The following is a 14,300-nucleotide window of genomic DNA, read 5'->3' as shown; positions in this document are numbered from 1 at the left end:
TACTGTTTGCCTTAACTGGACCCTCAACCAGTTGCCGGCGGCGGAAAGGGTTACGACGTGATCGACTACAGCCATCCTCAGGCATTTCCGCCGCCGGCAAACCCCATCCACAGGGAGCCTGTTGAGGCCCTCGGCAAATTCCCGGCGCGGGCTTCAAAGGCGAAGTCGGCGCTGCGGATTTCGGGGGGCACAGCCTCCATCGCTGTCGGTTTCTGGGGCGGCAGTGCGGCGCTGGCGCTGAACTCCATGAGCTCCATGCTGGGTCCCCGCTTTGCGTGGCTCGGGTTCCTGCTCGGCTTCGCGGCGGTGTGCAGCGTCGTCACAGGGTTCGTGCAGATTGTCGGTCACCCCCGGATGGACCTGCGCCTCCCGGCCCTGTCGATCGCGTTCGCGTCCATCGACATCCTCGGCTACGTGGCCGTTTTCGTCGCCCTGCCCTTGGTAACCCCGATGCTAGGCGGTCTCCTCTTTTCCGCCCTCGGAATCATCATCATCGCCCTCATGGCTGTCTTTGACGCCTGGCCCGAACCGACCCCCTGACCCGCCACTATCCCGGGGAACTACCGGGTCTACGCATGTGAATTTGAAGAGCAGTATCACGACCGGAGGCGCAAGTGTTTTTCCTACCAACCCCTGACTGGCGAGGACCGGACGAGCTCATCCTGTCCGCGACCGACATCGTTGCCGGTTCTGTCTGCGAGTTCGCGGCCGTCCGCAAGCTCGATGTCCTGCTTGGCCGGATCCCGGCACCGGTCCTTGAAGACGACGCCATGGCCGGACTGACTGCGGCGCTCGGCGACAAGCACGAAGCCAAGGTCCTCGGGCTGCTCCGCGACGAATTCGGTCCCTCCCGTGTCTATGAGGTCCGCCCGCCGCGCACCTTCGACCGGGCAGGACTTGAGGCCCGGCACCGGGAAACCATCCAGGCCCTGCGGGACGGCTTCGAGGTCGTCTATCAAGGCACCTTCTTCGACGGCAGCTTCCACGGCCGTGCCGACTTCCTGATCCTGCAGGAGGACGGCGCCTACGCGGTGTTCGACACGAAGCTGGCCCGCAGCGCCAAGACCGAGGCCCTCATGCAGTTGGCCGCTTACGCCGACCAACTCCGCAGGGCCGGCGTCCCAGTGCACCGCGACGGCCACCTCATCCTGGGCACCGACGAGACGACCAGCCACCCCCTGCCGGAATCCGTTCCCGTTTTCAACGCCGCCCGCGACCGGCTCCGCGCCGTCCTGGAAGCCCACCGCCTTGGCACCCTCCCGTCCACCTGGGGCGACCCGCGGTGGACGTCCTGCCTGAAATGCCCGGACTGCAAAGCCGAGATGGAGGCAGCCGATGACCTGATGCTGGTGCGCCGGATGAACCGCTCCCGCCGGGCCAAGCTCATCCAGGCCGGCATCAAGACCATGTCCATGTTTGCCGCCGCGGACCTGCCCGACGTCGGCATCAAGATGGACCCGCTGTGGGCCGAGCTGCAGGATCAGGCGCGGCTGCAGACCGGGACATGCGAGGTGGACGGCACCATCAACGGTGTCTCCTACGTCGTGCTGGAGAACCCGGCATTGGTAGCCCTGCCGAAACCGGACCCGGGCGACATCTTCTTCGATTTCGAAGGCGATCCGCTCTGGCAGGACCCCGGGACCGGACAATGGGGGATCGAGTACCTGTTCGGCCTGGTCGAGTTCACCCCCGATGGCCACGACTTCATGTCCTTCACCGCCCACTCCCTGGAAGAGGAACGCCAGGCGCTTATCGACTTCATCGACCACGTCGCCGGACGCCGGGCGGTGTATCCGGGCTTGCACATTTACCACTACGCCCAGTACGAGGTCAGCGCCCTGCGCAAGCTGGCCCGCCGGCACGGGGTCATGGTGGACGAGGTGGAGGAGCTCGTCGAGACCGGTGTGCTGTTCGACCTGTACGAGACCGTGAAGGGCTCCGTGAGGATCTCGGACCGATCCTTCAGCATCAAGAAGCTGGAGCCGCTGTACATGCCGGCCGGCCGGATCGGCGTCACCAACGCAGTCGACTCCATGGTCCAGTACAGCGTCTACCGGGACGCCGTTGACCAGGGCAGGCTGGAGGCCGCCAAGTCGATTTTTTCGGCCATCAAGGACTATAACCACTACGATTGCCTGTCCACGTGGAAGCTGCGGGACTGGCTGATCAACCTCACCAGGTAGTCCGCGCGGCGGCGGCGCCGCCGCCGCCGCGGGGTAGCCAGCCCACAGTTGCCTAATGGTGTTGCACCAAGAGCCAGCCACGGACAAACAGATTTCGTGAGTCCCGCATTCTGCGACTCTGTGAGTCTGTGTCGGGCTGCGCCTCATGCAAGTTGCTCGGATCTACCTGGATTCCGCACAAATAAGAAGACCCACAAGAGCACCGATGGAGACAGGACGTCGCCGATCTCAACGATTCCAGCGTCTGTATTGACCGCCTGCCGGCGGCCACTGGGCCCCTAAACGGTCTCAGAGATGATTGATCCGACGGAGATCCCAGAGGCGCCATGCCTCGCTGGTCATCAGGGTTGCCGCGCCCACCGCCCTGCCCAGCTCCTCGGCGGTAGTGGTGAAGCTGCGCAGCTCACCGCTGGCGGTCTTGGCCTTCTCGGTACTGCGGACGAACACCGGCCAGGACCGGCCATGGGCCGCCGCACTGGCGACCCGCCATTCGTAGGCGAGGGCGAAGCGCATCCACTGGTCATCCGGTGAGACGCCTCTGGTCAGGTGCTCGGCCGCGTCTCGCATCATGCTCGTGGCGTCGGAGTCGATCTTCGGATAGTCCTTCTGCAGCGCCCGGATGCGGCTGATCTCGACGGTCAGCCTGGCGGCCAAGTCGTCCATCTCAGCCATGATCTCCTGGCTGAAGTTCGCCTTGGCGTACGCATCATTGGTGTAGTCCCACAGGAACTTCCGGTGCTGTGCCCGCTCGTCCTCGGCAATTGCCAGTGCCCGGGCCCGGCGGATCGCCCTGGTGGCGCCGCCCAGGACCCACACCGCCTGGGACGCTCCCAGAAGCGCCGCCCGCGCCGGGGTATAGAGCGAGGTGGGGCGCATTGTCAGCCCATCCTCACCCCGGAGGTCTGTCATGAGCGCCAGGTGGTCTACCGCCGACAGCAGACCGGACCACGCTGCTGTCCGGACCGGGGCCGAGACGAGGTCCTTATCGTCGCCGGCGAGTGAGCTGGCGGGCTCGACAGCATCGGGAGCGGCAATTCTCGGGGACCAGGCCAGCGCCGCATCGAAGCACCTCTGAATCCGCCCTGCCCACAGCTGCTCGCTTTCACCCATGCCATGAACTTACCGTGCGGCCGGGCGTCTCCCGGCGGCCGCCACCGGCACTTCTACGCATGTTCCTTTCTGGAGACACCATTCGGCCGGACCGAGGAAAGGCACCCGATGAAAAGAACTGCTTTCGCTGCAGCCCTGCTGGCGACCACCATGCTGACCAGCGGCTGCGCCGCCGAGGCCGTTGCCGGTGCAGCCGCCGAACAGGCCGCCCAGGGAAGTTCGGGGCAGGTTTCCGGGGAAGTTAACGCCCTGCAGAAATCCAAGGAGCGAATCGAAGCCAAGGCCTACGCTGCCCGGATCGTCGCCGAACACGAGTCGATGATGGCCGGCCAGGAATGGAACATCACCGGAGCTGGCTGGAAGCCGGGCGCTGCGGTCGCCGTTGCCCTGACCAGCGCGACTGGCGCCACCGTGGGCACACCGGTCCACGTAGTGGCCGACGATAAAGGCCAGATCAGCTCGACCGTCACCCCGCCCGAAGGCACCCCAACGGGGCCGTACACACTGGTGGCAACCGATCCTGCGGATGGGTCTGGGCCTCACACCGCCGCCGTGAACATCTTCTCGCAGTAGAACGCTGTACCGTCGCTGGAGAGGCGGTGAGGGAGACGCGCCAATCTACGCATGTCCCTAGAAGGCGGACGGACTGCGCGGAGTCCCGGGATCCGTCCGCCCGCTAGTCTTCCTGCACTGCAGTGAACTCTTCGACAGGCTGACCCTCCAGGGAGCTGTAGAACGACAGTATCTGCTCGACCTCGATCAGCCGGCCGCGGCCGCCAGGTCCTGTCCCGGCCCAGGCGTCCCGCCACGGGGCCTCACCCTTGACCACGGAGCTGAGGACGAACGGGCGAAGACCGCCGTAGGCGCGGACCACTTCATCGATGCTTTCCAGCTGGTCTTCGGTGAACACCTCCGGGTTGCCCGGCACTTCGCGGATGAGGAACACTTCGCGGTGGGTGGCCTGCAGCTCGGGGTTGACCGGGCCGGTGCCCCAGGCGAAGAACTGTGCGTCGGTCAGCAGCTCTTCGTCCCACACCAGGTGCCACGCCTGGGCGTAGAACGCCAGCTTGTGCAGGCGCATGGTCGTAATCTCTCCCGTGCGGGCCAGGATGGCGGCTGCCAGATCAAAGACAGTGGCGGCGGGACGGGTTGCGTTGTCTTCCATCCGGGTCATGTGTGCGGACCCCGTGCGCCGGCTCACCGGTGAAAGGCGCGGCCGGTGTCTACGCATGTTCCACAGTGACCGCACCATTGGAGGAACCCCGTGCTTTACCTCGTACTGACTGTCATCGTGGGCTCCATTGTGGCGGTCATCTCGGCCATCTCCCTGTTCCTCTGCGCCCGGGCCGGCGGGATCTTCGTCAACCAGGTCCGCTTCCTCGCCTCGGGATCCTGCTGACCCTGCACTTCCCGCTCACCCACCTCCTGGACGGGCTGTTCCTGCCGTGGCTGGAGAACATCGGGCCGGTGGACGGTAACTCCACAGCCTCCTTCTGGGCAGCCACGGCACTGGTCGTGACCGTCCAGCTCATCATCCTGCCAACGAGCCGGGAGCTGTATGCGACCTATCTGGCCGACCGGCTCAGCCGCCGCAACGCGACCTAAGACTCCGCGGGGCGAGCGACAGAGCTTCCGCCAACTACTGCCCGGGGCCCCGGGCAGGCGAACTGTCCGGGCCCCGGCGCGCCAGTGGTGAGCGGCGCCCGGCTGTCCGCACACATGAGGGACTATGACCTCAACTTTGGGCACGGACCAGCCATCTCCCGGTTTCATCTTTGATGACCTCGAAGGTCACCAGGTCGCTGGAAGGGTTCCGCCCGAGACGGGCCTGCAGCTGCCATACCTGGACATCGATGACCCTGGATTCACCTGGCCTACCCATCCTCCGGTCGGTCTCCCACCACTTACGCCGCTCGTACCAGCGGACCGGCTCAGCGCCAACCACCCACCTGCGCCCCTCCAGCTCAAACGCAACCGGAACGCCCTCCGGACTCAAAGTGACGTCGACGTCCCTCACTCAGACACCCCGACATCGGCACTCGACGCACTTCCTTCCCGGCGATCCCTGCGGCAGGCGCGCGCTGCAGGCCTTGAGGCGGCACAGCCTCTCACCCAGTCAATGCCCGTCACTCCGGCTGCTCCGCCCGCGGAGCCAATGCCCGACTCCGCTACGGATGCAGTCATGAGCCCACTGGACCTGTCCGGCGAACTGGAAGCCGCACTCTTGGCCGCTTTGGAAGAAGCGGAGGACGCCACAGACCCCGTAGCGCCTCCGTCTCGCCCGGACCGGAACGCCCCCGCTAAAGCAGGTGCCGTTGAGGTGCGGGCCAGCACCGCGCCGGTTGCCAGGGAGGCTGCCAAGGCGCCTGCCGTCTTGGAGAGCGAGTACGTGGCCACTATCAAAGCCTATGGCCCATTCCCGGCGCTGCTGCCCGCAAGCCGGGACTTCCGCCCCCTGCTGGCCTTGTCTGTTGTCGGCGGGCTCCTCGGCCTGGACCGGTTCTACCTCGGAAAACCCGTGAGTGGGTTCCTGAAGCTGGCCACGGCCGGCGGCGCCGGCATCTGGTGGATCGCTGACATCATCGCCATCCTCAACGGCCGGACTTCCGACAAGGCCGGGCGCCGGTTCAGCGGGGAGGGGAAGCAGATGGCCCTCGCCTGGACACTGGCCGGTGTCCTGTTCGGCGGACTTGCAGCTGTCGGCGTGACCGCCGCCGTCCCGCCCGTCGCCGCCGCGACGAACGCTGTCCGTGAGGCTGTCTTTCCGACACCCGCCCCGGTTCCGACATGGGCACCACTGGCCGAGGGCCTGGAGCAAGCCCAGAGCCCGATTGCGCTCAACATCACCGGTGAGCGGCTCCGGTTCACGTACAACTTCCCGGCCGGGGCCTACGTGTACATCCAGAAGGCCGGCGACACCATGGTTCCTGCCACTGTCGTGCTCCTCAAGGACAAGCCCTCGCAGGGAACAACGGAACTGCCGGTGACACCTGGCTCGTATCAGCTCTTTATCCGCGCCGAGGGCAACGGGTGGACCGCCAAGGTCGAAGAACTGCGCTTGAACGGTTAGCGCCGCCCCTCCCGTTGCAAGGCTCGGTGTGGTCTCATTGGGACCCATGATGGGGATACTTCAGGACGCAGCCGCTGACGACGCTCTTGAGCAGACGCGACGGGCTGCCGACGCGGGATGGTCCACAGCCTCAGCGACTTGGTGCCTGTTCTACGCAACAGCGCTTCTCGTCGTTGGGGCATTCGCCGCGGCCTATTTTGCGGGGCGAACGTGGCGGGCCACGAAAAAAGAACTCGTCGACACCCGAGAAGCCCAGGAGCGCCTCGAGGCCTCGCGGGTATCGGCATGGCTGCGGGGTATCCCGGAAAGACCCTTCGATCTGTGTGTTCGAAACGGGAACGAGGCCCCTGTCTACGACGTCCAAGTCGACATCCTCGTGAAGACGCTCGACCGCGATGAGCCACGTGCCGTCAATGACTTGTGGGTATCTGCCGTCTTGCCGCCGGCGTCCTCTGAAACCCGAGAGCAGGTCCAACGGCGCCAGGTGGCACCCGGGCAGTACGTGAAAGGCCAGCAGGAACAGCTTGCAGCAGGAAACACACCTACCTTCGATCGCTTGCAGGACTGGCAGGTTTGGGATGGCAGCAAAGGCTCGACAGGAGTGACCCTGGAGCTCTCTTTCCGGGACACGAAGGGCATCTACTGGAACCGCGACTGGCGCGGACAGCTGAGCAGGGTCGCCACCGGGAAGAAAGGCAAGTAGCGCCGCACACATATCCGGCATGAAGAAACGCGAAGACCTGGACATGGCCACCATCGTTGACGAGGCCATCTCCAACTACCTTGATGGCCACAAGCTCACCGGAGCCGTCCCGTTTGAGGACCTCCACCCTGAACAGTTGAAGCGAATGCGCGAAGCATTCTTGCCGGTGATCTGGAGCGCCATTCCGGGCATCCTGACCCAGCTCAACGCCAAGGTGATCACCGCCGAGGAAACCGAAGAGGAGATCCTGGCCGACTTTCAGGTGCCCGACACCCTCGAAGGGCTCGTCCAGTGAGGCGCAACCTCATCGACAACGGCATTGCCCGGGCCCAGGACGGCTTCACGGTCACTGCCCGTGGGCTGAGCGAGGACCTGGACGAAGGTGTGGCTTCGGTGGCGAACCGGGGCGTGGTGCAGCTGCATATTGAGGGGCCAGGCGGGTTTGTTCTGGACCTGGAGCTGCCGGGTGCCGAGGCGGAGAACCTGGTCCGCCCGATTGTCTCCGGCTCCGTCGAGCACGAAACCGAAGCCGACGTTGCCCGCCGCTATCTCCGTGACCACTCGGACAACATGTACCCGTACCAGATCGAAAGCCTGAAGAAGCAGGCCGGCATGGAATACGACCAGGCCATTCTTGATGAAGCAATGAGGGCCATCACCGACTAAAAACTACGCATGTTCCTGGGTGTAGTTCACAACAGGAAAGCCGGACGTGGAGATTGGCCTCAACACGTCCGGCTTTTCGCTTTCCCACCCGACTCGCCGGTAGTCAGAAGCCGGGCCTGGCGGTCTCAGATACCTGGCCCGGCTTCAAGGTGCCACCCAACACCTCTCCCGACAAAGCAAGATTAACAGAATGGGCAGCAGAATGTGCCATTCTGCTTAGTCAAAGAGAATCAAGCTGGTCAAATCAGACTGGAATCCGCAGAAATTCTGCCGAATCGATCTCCTCCAGCAGTTCCGGGCGGTACCCGGCCACGCCATAGAACCTGTCGTTTGCGAACAACAGCATGATCTCGGGCGAGTAGATCACGGTCAGCCGGAACACGGTCATGGCCGCGCCGCCGACGCCGCCGAAAGGACCGGCGGTGGAACCAAACCACTGGTTCACCGAGCGGACACTCGTCAGTGCTGACGGGTCGAAGCCGTTGGGGACGTTGGCCGGCTCGAGTTCGGCCAGCACTTCCGCCGTACCTTCAAGAACAGCCGGGGTCAGCAGTGCATCAATGGTTTCGTCGATGAAGGTCGTTTTCGCGCTACGCATGCTCAGGCCGCCTGAAGCTGGCTGGCGTATACGGCCATAGGCTCATCGAGCGGGAAGGCATGGCCGATGATCTGGGTGACGAGCAGCTGGTTCGCGGTGCTGCCCGGAACCGCTTCGACTGTCGCGCCGATGGTCAATCCTTCCTGCTGGTCGTAGAAGTCGGCTTCGACGACAGTGTAGGTCTTGGGTGCAGCCATGGGTTTCTCCTTCATAGGGGTTCTGCTGTCGTACCTGATGTGTGCGGACACCGGCGGGCGCATCACCGGGGCCGGATCCCGGGCCTGCCGCACACATGCTTGCCGAATGCCCGCCCGACAGAAAGACACCATGAAGCAAAGCATTTTCGGCCGCGTCGCCCAGCTCGCCAAGGCCAACATCAACGACCTTCTGGACCGCGCAGAGGATCCGCAGAAGATGCTGGACCAGATGGTCCGGGACTACTCGGAGAACATCACCGAGGCCGAATCCGCGGTCGCCCAGACCATCGGCAACCTCCGGCTGCTTGAGGAGGACTACCGCAAGGCGGTCGGTGAAACCCAGGACTGGGGCAGCAAGGCCCTCGCTGCGTCCCGCAAGGCCGACGAATACCGCTCCGCCGGGAACAGCGTGGACGCGGACAAGTTCGACAACCTCGCCAAGGTCGCCCTGCAGCGCCAGATGACCGCCGAGGGCACCGCCAAGGCCATGGAACCAAACATCGCCTCCCAGAGCACGGTCGTCGAGCAGCTCAAGAACGGCCTCACCCAGATGCAGTCCAAGCTCACGGAGCTGACCGCCAAGCGCAATGAACTCGTCAGCCGCTCCCGCGTCGCGGCAGCCCAGTCCCAGGTCAACGATGCGCTCAAGTCCCTGGATGCTGCCGACCCGACCTCGACGCTGGGCCGGTTCGAGGACCGCATCCGCCGCGAAGAGGCCACCGTCCGCGGCCAGCAGGAACTCGCCTCCTCGTCCCTGGAAGCCCAGTTCGCGTCCCTGGAAGACCTCGGCGAGCAGACCGAAGTGGAGGCCCGTCTCGCCGCGCTCAAGTCCGGCGGCGGCCAGAAGGCCATCACCTACTAGCCAGTCCAGTGCAGGACGCAGGCCCCGGAGGGATTTCTCCGGGGCCTGCGTTGTTTCGCGGCAGCCGCACACATCCCAGGCATGACCGTCATCCCGATGAACCGCCAGCCCAAAGGCGTCCCTGTAGGTGGCCAGTTCGCCGCCACCGCCCACGCCGAACCCTCCGTCTCCCTTGCCCCGGCCCCCGCAGGCCGCCACGCCTCGCCGGCAACCCCGAACCGGCCCGTTCCCGAGTCGCTGCTCATGGCGCACTTCCAGGACCCGCAGCTCGTCCCGGACCTGGAATGGATGATCGAGCGCAGCGCCGACGCCGATGAGATGGAACTCGACCACCGCTCCGAGATCTTCAGCGACCACGTCCCGAACCTGAACGTCGAGGAAGCCTACGGCTACTTCAGCAAGGCCCGCCGTGAACTCATCGAGGGCGGAGACTGGCGTGCCACCCTGGCCGAGTGCGCAGCCGCGGACACCGCAGCCCACCCGGGCGGGACACTGAAAGGCGACTACCAGCCGCCGATTTCCACCCACCAGGCAGGCTACATGGACGGCACCCTGACGACCGGATCCAAGTACACCGGCTACCGGGACGCCACGGAGATCTGCAAGGACATCCGGGCGGACCTGAAGGCCGCTGTCGCAGCAAACTACCTGCCGGCCGCGCTGAAGTATTCGGTCAAGAACGACAAGTACTCCGGCGGACAGTCCATCACCGTCACCGTCCAGGGCGTATCGGACGAAGACCGGCTCGATCCCACGGAGCTGGACCACAACGGCGACCACAAAAAGATGCCGGAAGCAGTGGAGCTGGAGAAGCGGGTGGACGCCATCACCAACGCCTACAACCGGACCGACCGCGGCAACAATTACGACTACGCCAACGTTGCCTACTGGGGCCGCGCCGAAATCGAAACCGACTGGGCACGTGACTTCCGCGAATCCGAAGCGGCCAAACGCAAGGCCGTCCGCGACGCCAGGGCTAACAGATAGGACCACAATGACCACCATCACCCGACAGCCCAAAGGCATCCCCGCGGGAGGGCAGTTCGCCGCCGCCGCCCACGCGGAGACCTCCGTCTCCCTGCGGCCCGCTGCGCCGGCCGCCCTGAACGAGGAGGACATTCTGGCGGCCGTGGCCGCCCACGAGGGGCCCGGCGCCGTCCCCGGAGTCCGCCGACGCATTGCAGAAACCACCACAGTGGGCGGGCGAGAGCTGTTCCTCCAGCGTTGCGACGCCATGTACAACCCTGCCTCCCCATACCGGATCGACCGCTCCATCTACGGTCCCACCCCTGAGCACTGTGACGCCCTCGCCGCCCTGGGCTACGAGTCGGTGAACCAGTTCGACAGGGAAGCTACGAAGAACTTCCCAAGCCTCGGGGCCGTCATCGACGGCGGCATAGGACCGGACCGGCTGGAGGTGCTCGGCAAGCTCAGCACCCACCAGCACCAGTGGTCCGCCTGGGAGAAGTCCTCCTACCTGAATGCGCCGCTGGAGGACCTCGACCGGGTCATCACCAGCCCGGGTCTGTCCCGCGCGGAGATATACCTCGCCACCGTCGATCTGATGGGGGATGAGGCGAATTCGGCACGGGCCCGGAAAGCCATCGGCATGGAGATCGGAGACCGCGGCCTCATCGAAGCAGACCAGTACCCGCTCGAAGACCTGGTCGACCTGCGCGACGCTCTTCCAGAGGGCAAGCGCACGGCCGCCCACATCGTCGCCCTCGCCCAGCGTGGCATTACCGGACCTCGGCTGCGGACCTACGGATCCAAAGCCTGCGAAACCTTCGCCGGCAAGGACCTCGACGAGGCCCTCGTGGCGCCGAAGACCATCCGGTCTTTCCTCAACAGCGGGTTCTACCCCTCCCTGGCTGAAATGAAGGTGCTGCACGATGCCGGCTACACGAACGGGGCCGACCTGAAGGCCGCCAGCCAGGCTCTGCGGACCACCGACACGAAGATGCTGGCCGTCGCCCGGAAGCATGCCACCGGATCCCAGATGGCTACCTTCGCCCCGGCGACCGGCAAGGTGCTCCGACCCGACGACCCGAAAGCCATCGGGCGGCTGGCCAGGCTCGGTATTGACCATCCCGAGCAACTCCGTCCCTGGGCCGCCGCGTGCCACGCGAGGGCGAACTCGTTCATCGACCGGGACCAGAGCATCCTGGCAATCCACGCCGACATCATCAAGGCCGGCATTACGCCCGAGCGCCTCGGCGCCATGACTCGGGCCGGCATCCCGGTCACTGAAGCAGCCAAGCACAAAAACACCCAGGACCTCTGGGCTGCCGGAGCGGAGTTCCGCGCCGCTTGGGACGCCGACCAGGCCAGCAAGGTAGCCCGCCGTTGGGAAAGCCAACCGACCACTTGGGCCTACACCGAGGACACCTATCTTGACGGAGCAAACTCATGAACCCGCTGAACGCCGTCCCGGCAGACGAACTGCTGCGACTGACCACACTGAACCTTAACCACTCCCCGGATGAAGTGGAGCGCCGTACCGGCCTCGTCTGTGATGAACTCGGCGCCCTGAAACCGGCCGTGCTGTGCCTGCAGGAAGTCCGTTTCGAAGAGGACGGCACATCAGTCCAGCTGGAGGCCATCGCCGCCGAGACCGGCATGGACGTGCTTGCCGCCACCGCCCAATGCACCCACAAACACGGTGGACTGACCGGCAACGCTGTCCTTTCCGCATTGCCCTCCCTGGAGTCCGGATCTATCTTTCTGCAGACCCCTCAGATCCCGCTCAACCTGGCCGAATATGCGGTTCTGCAGGCACCGACCGGCCGCGCCGTCATCGTCGTATCCGCCCACCTGGCTTGGGGCGGTGACATGGAAGGTACCCGGCTGGTCCAAACCACCGCCATCGACGCGAGGGTCAGGGATCTGATGCGCCGCTACAAGGACCGCTACCCCGTCGCTCTTCTCGCCGGCGACTTCAACACGGCCCCAGGCAGCGACACGAACCGCTACCTGAATGGTCAGGGCGCCGGTGCCGATGGCGGTTACACGTTCTGGACGGAAGCGTTCGCCCTCGTTGGGAACCCGGATGAGGCCGCCACGGTGGCCGCTGCCAACCCCTGGACACAGAAAACAGCCCGGGGTGTCGGAATCGAATTTTCCGAGATGCTTCCTGACCGGCGGATCGACTACGTCTGGACTTATGGGTGGGCCTACGGCCGCCCCGGCTGCCCGGTCGCCATGCAGCGGTCCTTCACCGACACCACCCGCTACGGCTACCCGGCGTCGGACCACTACGGACTCACCGTCGACGTCTGGAGCCCGCCGATCCTCGCCGAAGTCCCCGCTGAACTGCTGGCGGTGGATGATGACGTGCTGGCCGGCCAGCTCGTGCTCGACTTGGAGGAAACCGGCGCGCTCGTGTGAGGCAAGGGGCCACCTGCGGACGGGATGGTGCGGTGACGCATTTCTGTATAGCCGCACACATGCAGAACAACGGTCCCCCGGAGTGCCCACCCACCTCCGGGGGACTGCCCCCAATCTTCTTTCCCAGGAGCTTCACCAATGCCCTCGTCCGTGCTCACCAACGACCAGCTGCTTGAATCCCAGGACATCATTGTGCGGCTGCGCACATTCGCAGTCCGCGTCGCCGACCGACACGGGGCGGACACCCCGGTCCTGACAGCGGGCACGGTCCTGGCAGTCATGGACGAGCCGGGCAAGCTTGCTGACCTTGAAGCGGAGGCGGGCCTGTGATCTCCGGCCTGGACTTCGTAGCGATCGACTTCGAGCTCGCCAACCCCAAACATTCCTCCATCTGCCAAATCGGCCTCGTCAAGGTCCGTGACGGCGTCCTCGGCAAGACCCACACCCACTTCGTGATGCCCCCGCCCGGGCACCAGAACTTCGGGCAACGCCAGATCGACGTCCATGGCATCACCCGACGCATGATCGACGGCGCCGACGGCTGGGACCTCATGCTGCCCCGCCTGGAAGCCTTTGCCGGGGACCTGCCACTCGTTGCGCACAACGTCACCGCTGAGCGTTCCATGATCCGCCAGACCACCGAGGCCGCCGGCCTGGACGTGCCGGACTTCACGTACTACTGCACACAGCGGGCAGCCCAGCTGCACATCCCAGACCAGGGCCCGTTCCGGCTCAACGTCCTGGTCGAACGGCTCGGACTGCCGCCGCTGCAGCACCACGATGCAGGCGAGGATGCCGCCGCCGCAGCGCACCTGGCGGTCAAACTGGCACAAATCACAGGTATCTCCGACGTGCACGAGCTCTTCCCGGCGATGAAGCCGTCACCGGCCGCCAAGAACAGATCTTAGAACTACGAAAGCGACACGATGTTATCCATGCATCGAAAGGCCAGGGCACTAGGTAAGCTAAGTCGCCGCCTGGCACCGTAGCTGCTTACCAATGGGGAAAAATGAAGATCCTGCACCTGAAGTCTGTTGTCGCCGCCCTGCTTGTTTCAGTATTGGCCGTCCTTGGTCTGACAAGCTGCAGCTCCGGAAACGATGCCAAGGCGGCGGGAGAAGCCCTGCAGGGCTATCACGATGCTGTGCTCGATTTGGCAGCGCCTACGTTGCGGAACATCACCAGCCGATCGGCGCTCAAAAGGGATAAACCTAAGATCGCCTCCTTTGTAGACTTGGAGGCTTCCACCGACGCCGGTGTTGCCTACAGTATGAAGTACTTCTCAATCATGAAGGGCCTGGCTGAAGGGGCTTCCCTTCGCTACGAAATTGACCCTGAAGAGATCAAGGTCCAAGGCGATTCGGCTTCAGTGCCCGATAGGTCCGCCCAGCTGTTCATAGCTGGGAGGAAGGATCACCCCTCCACTACGCCTGACGAGGTGAAGTATAGGATGAACAAGGTCGACGGTCGTTGGCTACTCGTCCTCGACAAGGATTAGCGCGCTCCGCCCAGCTGCGTAGTGGT

General features: G+C 64.8%; 21 protein-coding genes. 16 read left to right on the top strand and 5 right to left on the bottom strand.

Annotation, left to right across the window (positions count from 1 at the left end; genetic code table 11):
- The first annotated feature begins 57 nt into the window (after positions 1–57).
- Together ACNAOU_RS23530 and ACNAOU_RS23525 are read left to right on the top strand one after the other, a co-directional pair.
- Entirely contained in the window at positions 58–540 is a 483-nt protein-coding gene (locus tag ACNAOU_RS23530; RefSeq protein ID WP_422758921.1) for a hypothetical protein, read from the top strand.
- Between the two features lie 74 nt (positions 541–614).
- On the top strand, positions 615–2,183 hold the full coding sequence (locus ACNAOU_RS23525; protein WP_422758920.1) for a TM0106 family RecB-like putative nuclease: 1,569 nt from the start codon (positions 615–617) through the stop codon (positions 2,181–2,183).
- A 288-nt stretch (positions 2,184–2,471) separates the two neighbouring features.
- Here the strand turns inward: ACNAOU_RS23525 and ACNAOU_RS23520 are convergent, their stop codons facing one another.
- Entirely contained in the window at positions 2,472–3,293 is an 822-nt protein-coding gene (locus ACNAOU_RS23520) for a hypothetical protein (RefSeq protein ID WP_422758919.1), read from the bottom strand.
- A gap of 108 nt (positions 3,294–3,401) precedes the next feature.
- Here ACNAOU_RS23520 and ACNAOU_RS23515 point away from each other — a divergent pair, with 108 nt between their 5' ends.
- A complete protein-coding gene (locus ACNAOU_RS23515) occupies positions 3,402–3,866 on the top strand; it encodes a hypothetical protein (RefSeq protein ID WP_422758918.1) in 465 nt (154 codons plus the stop codon).
- Between the two features lie 103 nt (positions 3,867–3,969).
- On the opposite strand, the gene ACNAOU_RS23510 is transcribed toward ACNAOU_RS23515, so the two are convergent.
- Positions 3,970–4,458, bottom strand: coding sequence for a Panacea domain-containing protein (locus ACNAOU_RS23510; RefSeq protein ID WP_422758917.1), 489 nt, complete (start codon positions 4,456–4,458; stop codon positions 3,970–3,972).
- Between the two features lie 99 nt (positions 4,459–4,557).
- Between ACNAOU_RS23510 and ACNAOU_RS23505 the strand changes: the two genes are divergently transcribed.
- Positions 4,558–4,692, top strand: coding sequence for a hypothetical protein (locus tag ACNAOU_RS23505; RefSeq protein ID WP_422758916.1), 135 nt, complete (start codon positions 4,558–4,560; stop codon positions 4,690–4,692).
- A 68-nt stretch (positions 4,693–4,760) separates the two neighbouring features.
- A complete protein-coding gene (locus ACNAOU_RS23500) occupies positions 4,761–4,898 on the top strand; it encodes a hypothetical protein (RefSeq protein WP_422758915.1) in 138 nt (45 codons plus the stop codon).
- A 130-nt stretch (positions 4,899–5,028) separates the two neighbouring features.
- On the opposite strand, the gene ACNAOU_RS23495 is transcribed toward ACNAOU_RS23500, so the two are convergent.
- On the bottom strand, positions 5,029–5,310 hold the full coding sequence (locus ACNAOU_RS23495; RefSeq protein WP_422758914.1) for a hypothetical protein: 282 nt from the start codon (positions 5,308–5,310) through the stop codon (positions 5,029–5,031).
- Positions 5,311–5,475: 165 nt separating this feature from the next.
- Between ACNAOU_RS23495 and ACNAOU_RS23490 the strand changes: the two genes are divergently transcribed.
- From ACNAOU_RS23490 to ACNAOU_RS23475, 4 genes are read left to right on the top strand one after another with little or no spacing between them, the layout of a single operon-like run.
- The gene (locus ACNAOU_RS23490; RefSeq protein ID WP_422758913.1) at positions 5,476–6,363 is read left to right on the top strand and encodes a TM2 domain-containing protein; all 888 of its coding nucleotides are present in this window, start codon (positions 5,476–5,478) and stop codon (positions 6,361–6,363) included.
- A gap of 46 nt (positions 6,364–6,409) precedes the next feature.
- Positions 6,410–7,066 (top strand): hypothetical protein, encoded by a 657-nt coding sequence (locus ACNAOU_RS23485; RefSeq protein WP_422758912.1) that lies wholly within the window; start codon positions 6,410–6,412, stop codon positions 7,064–7,066.
- 19 nt (positions 7,067–7,085) lie between these two features.
- The gene (locus ACNAOU_RS23480) at positions 7,086–7,361 is read left to right on the top strand and encodes a hypothetical protein (protein WP_422758911.1); all 276 of its coding nucleotides are present in this window, start codon (positions 7,086–7,088) and stop codon (positions 7,359–7,361) included.
- Complete coding sequence (locus ACNAOU_RS23475) at positions 7,358–7,732, top strand: hypothetical protein (protein WP_422758910.1); 375 nt, start codon at positions 7,358–7,360, stop codon at positions 7,730–7,732. Before ACNAOU_RS23480 ends, ACNAOU_RS23475 begins: the two co-directional genes overlap by 4 nt.
- A 244-nt stretch (positions 7,733–7,976) precedes the next feature.
- Here the strand turns inward: ACNAOU_RS23475 and ACNAOU_RS23470 are convergent, their stop codons facing one another.
- Entirely contained in the window at positions 7,977–8,330 is a 354-nt protein-coding gene (locus ACNAOU_RS23470; RefSeq protein ID WP_422758909.1) for a hypothetical protein, read from the bottom strand.
- Between the two features lie 2 nt (positions 8,331–8,332).
- Entirely contained in the window at positions 8,333–8,527 is a 195-nt protein-coding gene (locus ACNAOU_RS23465; protein ID WP_422758908.1) for a hypothetical protein, read from the bottom strand.
- A 130-nt stretch (positions 8,528–8,657) separates the two neighbouring features.
- Between ACNAOU_RS23465 and ACNAOU_RS23460 the strand changes: the two genes are divergently transcribed.
- From ACNAOU_RS23460 to ACNAOU_RS23430, 7 genes are all read left to right on the top strand, one after another.
- Positions 8,658–9,389: a PspA/IM30 family protein gene (locus tag ACNAOU_RS23460; protein ID WP_422758907.1), complete on the top strand. Its 732-nt coding sequence runs from the start codon at positions 8,658–8,660 to the stop codon at positions 9,387–9,389.
- Between the two features lie 81 nt (positions 9,390–9,470).
- Positions 9,471–10,376, top strand: coding sequence for a hypothetical protein (locus ACNAOU_RS23455; RefSeq protein ID WP_422758906.1), 906 nt, complete (start codon positions 9,471–9,473; stop codon positions 10,374–10,376).
- A 7-nt stretch (positions 10,377–10,383) separates the two neighbouring features.
- A complete protein-coding gene (locus tag ACNAOU_RS23450) occupies positions 10,384–11,802 on the top strand; it encodes a hypothetical protein (RefSeq protein WP_422758905.1) in 1,419 nt (472 codons plus the stop codon).
- Positions 11,799–12,776: an endonuclease/exonuclease/phosphatase family protein gene (locus ACNAOU_RS23445; protein WP_422758904.1), complete on the top strand. Its 978-nt coding sequence runs from the start codon at positions 11,799–11,801 to the stop codon at positions 12,774–12,776. Before ACNAOU_RS23450 ends, ACNAOU_RS23445 begins: the two co-directional genes overlap by 4 nt.
- A 138-nt stretch (positions 12,777–12,914) precedes the next feature.
- Entirely contained in the window at positions 12,915–13,106 is a 192-nt protein-coding gene (locus ACNAOU_RS23440) for a hypothetical protein (RefSeq protein ID WP_422758903.1), read from the top strand.
- Positions 13,103–13,684, top strand: a complete 582-nt coding sequence (locus ACNAOU_RS23435; RefSeq protein WP_422758902.1) for a 3'-5' exonuclease — start codon at positions 13,103–13,105, stop codon at positions 13,682–13,684. The genes ACNAOU_RS23440 and ACNAOU_RS23435 overlap by 4 nt, the downstream gene beginning before the upstream one ends.
- A gap of 101 nt (positions 13,685–13,785) precedes the next feature.
- Positions 13,786–14,274 (top strand): hypothetical protein, encoded by a 489-nt coding sequence (locus ACNAOU_RS23430; protein ID WP_422758901.1) that lies wholly within the window; start codon positions 13,786–13,788, stop codon positions 14,272–14,274.
- Positions 14,275–14,300 lie beyond the last annotated feature (26 nt).

The organism is Paenarthrobacter sp. C1 (assembly GCF_049315185.1).
GTDB lineage: Bacteria > Actinomycetota > Actinomycetes > Actinomycetales > Micrococcaceae > Arthrobacter > Arthrobacter nicotinovorans.
The sequence above is the reverse complement of the archived record's forward strand: the minus strand, read 5'-3'. Positions and strand labels throughout refer to the sequence as shown.

Bases quoted from the DNA above. Each gene is read 5' to 3' on its own strand.
- ACNAOU_RS23520 (WP_422758919.1), bottom strand. From the start codon at position 3,293: ATGGGTGAAAGCGAGCAGCTGTGGGCAGGGCGGATTCAGAGGTGCTTC.
- ACNAOU_RS23515 (WP_422758918.1), top strand. From the start codon at position 3,402: ATGAAAAGAACTGCTTTCGCTGCAGCCCTGCTGGCGACCACCATGCTG.
- ACNAOU_RS23510 (WP_422758917.1), bottom strand. From the start codon at position 4,458: ATGGAAGACAACGCAACCCGTCCCGCCGCCACTGTCTTTGATCTGGCA.
- ACNAOU_RS23490 (WP_422758913.1), top strand. From the start codon at position 5,476: ATGAGCCCACTGGACCTGTCCGGCGAACTGGAAGCCGCACTCTTGGCC.
- ACNAOU_RS23485 (WP_422758912.1), top strand. From the start codon at position 6,410: ATGATGGGGATACTTCAGGACGCAGCCGCTGACGACGCTCTTGAGCAG.
- ACNAOU_RS23480 (WP_422758911.1), top strand. From the start codon at position 7,086: ATGAAGAAACGCGAAGACCTGGACATGGCCACCATCGTTGACGAGGCC.
- ACNAOU_RS23470 (WP_422758909.1), bottom strand. From the start codon at position 8,330: ATGCGTAGCGCGAAAACGACCTTCATCGACGAAACCATTGATGCACTG.
- ACNAOU_RS23465 (WP_422758908.1), bottom strand. From the start codon at position 8,527: ATGGCTGCACCCAAGACCTACACTGTCGTCGAAGCCGACTTCTACGAC.
- ACNAOU_RS23460 (WP_422758907.1), top strand. From the start codon at position 8,658: ATGAAGCAAAGCATTTTCGGCCGCGTCGCCCAGCTCGCCAAGGCCAAC.
- ACNAOU_RS23455 (WP_422758906.1), top strand. From the start codon at position 9,471: ATGACCGTCATCCCGATGAACCGCCAGCCCAAAGGCGTCCCTGTAGGT.
- ACNAOU_RS23450 (WP_422758905.1), top strand. From the start codon at position 10,384: ATGACCACCATCACCCGACAGCCCAAAGGCATCCCCGCGGGAGGGCAG.
- ACNAOU_RS23445 (WP_422758904.1), top strand. From the start codon at position 11,799: ATGAACCCGCTGAACGCCGTCCCGGCAGACGAACTGCTGCGACTGACC.
- ACNAOU_RS23440 (WP_422758903.1), top strand. From the start codon at position 12,915: ATGCCCTCGTCCGTGCTCACCAACGACCAGCTGCTTGAATCCCAGGAC.
- ACNAOU_RS23430 (WP_422758901.1), top strand. From the start codon at position 13,786: ATGAAGATCCTGCACCTGAAGTCTGTTGTCGCCGCCCTGCTTGTTTCA.